Source organism: Nocardioides sp., assembly GCF_035703625.1.
Lineage (GTDB): Bacteria > Actinomycetota > Actinomycetes > Propionibacteriales > Nocardioidaceae > Nocardioides.
The window spans coordinates 1-2,639 of sequence record NZ_DASSXS010000025.1 but is presented as its reverse complement, the minus strand read 5'-3'; the positions used below and the strand labels follow the sequence as shown (position 1 = coordinate 2,639).

The window sequence follows — 2,639 nt, the reverse complement described above, 5'->3', positions numbered from 1 at the left end:
GATCAGCACGCCCGCCACCAGCAGGGCGATGAGCATGGCGGGCAGGTCCACGACTCCCTCCGCCGCGGAGCCGATCGACGTCGGGATCTCGAACGGGGTGTCGGCCAGGACGTTCTGGAGGTAGCCGGAGAAGCCGGCTGCCAGTGCGGAGGCGCCGACGGTGAACTCCAGCACGAGGTCCCACCCGATGACCCACGCGATCAGCTCGCCGAACGTCGCGTAGCTGAAGGTGTAGGCGCTGCCGGCGACCGGCACCGTCGAGGCGAACTCCGCGTAGCACAGCGCCGCGAGCGCACACGCCACGCCCGCGATCGCGAACGAGATCGCCACGGCCGGCCCGGCGTTGGTGGCCGCGACGGTCCCGGTGAGCACGAAGATGCCGGCACCGATGATGACTCCGACGCCGAACACCGTGAGGTCCAGGGCGCCGAGGCTCTTCTTGAGACGGTGCTCCGGCTCGTCGGTCTCGGCAATCGACTGTTCGACGGACTTGGTGCGGAAGAGGTCCATGACCAGCAACATATTCCGTCGGGGAGGGGTACGACGAGGCGGTCCTGCACCGGCGGTCCGCTGTTCCGGTCATGGGGGCTACCGCAGGAGCCGAGCCGCACCCAGACTTGTCCCATGCCCCGTCTGTTCCTCGCCCGGCTGGTCCCCCTCCTGGTCGCGTGCGCACTGGTGCACGTGCCCGGGCCGTCGGCTGCGGCCGACGCCTGGGCGGTCAAGGCCCAGCGCCGCCTCAACGCCCTGCACTGCCACGCGGGGCCCGCGGACGGCAGCGTCGGCCCGCACACGCGCTCGGCCGTGGTGCGCTTCCAGTCTCGGCACGCAATGGCCCCGACCGGGCGGCTGACCGCGCGGGTGCGCCAACGACTGCACCGCGCGGATGCCCGGCGCTGCGACGTGCGACCGGTGCCGCGGCGCTCCGGAACAGGCCGCCGGATCGTGCTGAGCCAGGCACAGAACTGGGTCTGGCTGGTCGGCCCCAGGGGCACGGTCCTCGCCCAGGGTGGCGTCGTCGACCTTCCGTCGGAGCTGGCGAAGGGCTGGCACCCCACCGGCTCGTACTGCGGCCGGGCCGCCCGGATCAAGCGCAACACCACCACCAGCGGCGGGGTGTGGCTCCACAACTTCGTCCGCTTCGCCCCGTGCGGGATCGGCTTCCACCGGATCCCGACCTACCAGTCCAACGGCCGCCAGATCCATCCCGACTGGTTCCTCGGCACCAACTTCGCGCGCTCCCACGGCTGCATCCGCCTGAGCCGGGCGATGTCGCTGCGGGTGTGGGACTTCACGACCCGGCGGACTCCGGTCAGGGTGCTGTGACGGGTCAGCGCGACCCCGGCCGGTAGGTGTCGAGCATCAGCTCACCCGCGTGCCGGGCCAGCTCGGACTCGTCCAGGGCGACGAGGTCCCGCAGGGCGTCGTCAGGGGGGTCCTGGGCCATGGCCTCCAGGAGGGTCCACAGGATCGATTCGGTGTAGGTCTCGGCGAGGTACTCACAAGCCCACCAGGCCACGCCGTACCCTGCCTCGGCGTCGGGTCCACCGAAGTCCGCGTCGGTCGGAAGCTCGGAGAGCCCGTCCTCGGCGGCGGCCAGGGCGGCCCCGGAGATCGCCCGGTCCTCCGGCGCCAGGGGACGGACGGAGACGTACTCGGCCAGCCCCTCGCTGAGCCAGGTCGGGACGTCGACCGCGCGTGACCCGATGGCGACGTGGGTCAGCTCGTGCCGGATCAGCCGGCCGCGCCCGGGGCTGGGGCCGGCGTCGGCGACCAGGTCCGGGTTGAGCACGACCCGGGTGCTCGCCACCGTCCGCGCAGCCCGACCCGCCAGCACCTCGAAGGACACCGCGTCGAGGCTGAGCGGGTCGGATCCGGGCACGTTGTCGAGACCGGACAGGAAGGTCGGGTCGTCGAGCGCGTAGACGACGGCCCGGGCGTCCCACTCGTAGGGGATCTCGGCGGCGACCGCGGAGAGCCCCTCCTCGACCTCGGAGATGACCGCCTCGGCCGACGCCTCGCTGCCGGCGTCGAAGACACCGAGCACACCGCTGCCCGTGCGCACCGTGACCGGCCCCAGGTCCCAGGGCTGCGGCTCGACCTCGTTGCGCGACTCCCAGTCCCGGTCGCTCACCGAGGCCACGACGAAGCGACCCCTCCCGGCGGGTGTGAAGAGGTAGCGGTCGGGAGCCACGACCGGCCCGGCGTCGTAGCCGTCGAGCTGCATGGTCACCCCGACCGTGGCCCAGTAGCCGCGTCCGGACCTGACGATGCTCCCGGGCTCGAGGGAGTACCCGAACCGCGCCAACGGCAGCTGGTCCAGGTTGTCGAGGTACGACGCCTGGTCGGCCACGAACGCGGCGTCCCCGGCGGCGACGCCGGCGAGGAACGCGGCCCGGTCGGCACTGCGGACGGCCGCCGCCCGCGCCTCGAGGGTGCGGCCCAGCGCCCTGGCCACCTGCGCCCGAGGCTCGCCCGTCCTCCGCTCCTGGCGAGGTTCGCCTGCCGGCGCTGGGTCCTCGTCGCTGGAGCACCCGCCGACCAGCAGCGGGAGCAGCGCGGCGGGCACCAGCGCCCGCCGCCACGAGCTCAGGTCACGAGGTGTGCTCGTCCACAAGGGTGCGGCCCTGGGCGAGTGC

At 73.0% G+C, this 2,639-nt stretch carries 3 protein-coding genes; 1 reads left to right on the top strand and 2 read right to left on the bottom strand.

Translation table 11 applies throughout. From position 1 onward, the window contains the following. Window positions 1–510 (bottom strand): amino acid permease (locus tag VFN12_RS01165; RefSeq protein ID WP_325116708.1); only part of this gene is annotated, 510 nt, incomplete at its 3' end. A gap of 114 nt (window positions 511–624) precedes the next feature. Here VFN12_RS01165 and VFN12_RS01160 point away from each other — a divergent pair. After that, window positions 625–1,326: a L,D-transpeptidase family protein gene (locus tag VFN12_RS01160; protein ID WP_325116707.1), complete on the top strand. Its 702-nt coding sequence runs from the start codon at window positions 625–627 to the stop codon at window positions 1,324–1,326. A gap of 4 nt (window positions 1,327–1,330) precedes the next feature. Here the strand turns inward: VFN12_RS01160 and VFN12_RS01155 are convergent. After that, window positions 1,331–2,639, bottom strand: a 1,309-nt coding sequence (locus tag VFN12_RS01155; RefSeq protein ID WP_325116706.1) for a hypothetical protein, incomplete at its 5' end; no start/stop codon positions are given.

What these genes read in the sequence shown, in the direction of transcription:
- VFN12_RS01160 (WP_325116707.1), top strand. Translation starts at nt 625, where the DNA reads ATGCCCCGTCTGTTCCTCGCCCGGCTGGTCCCCCTCCTGGTCGCGTGC.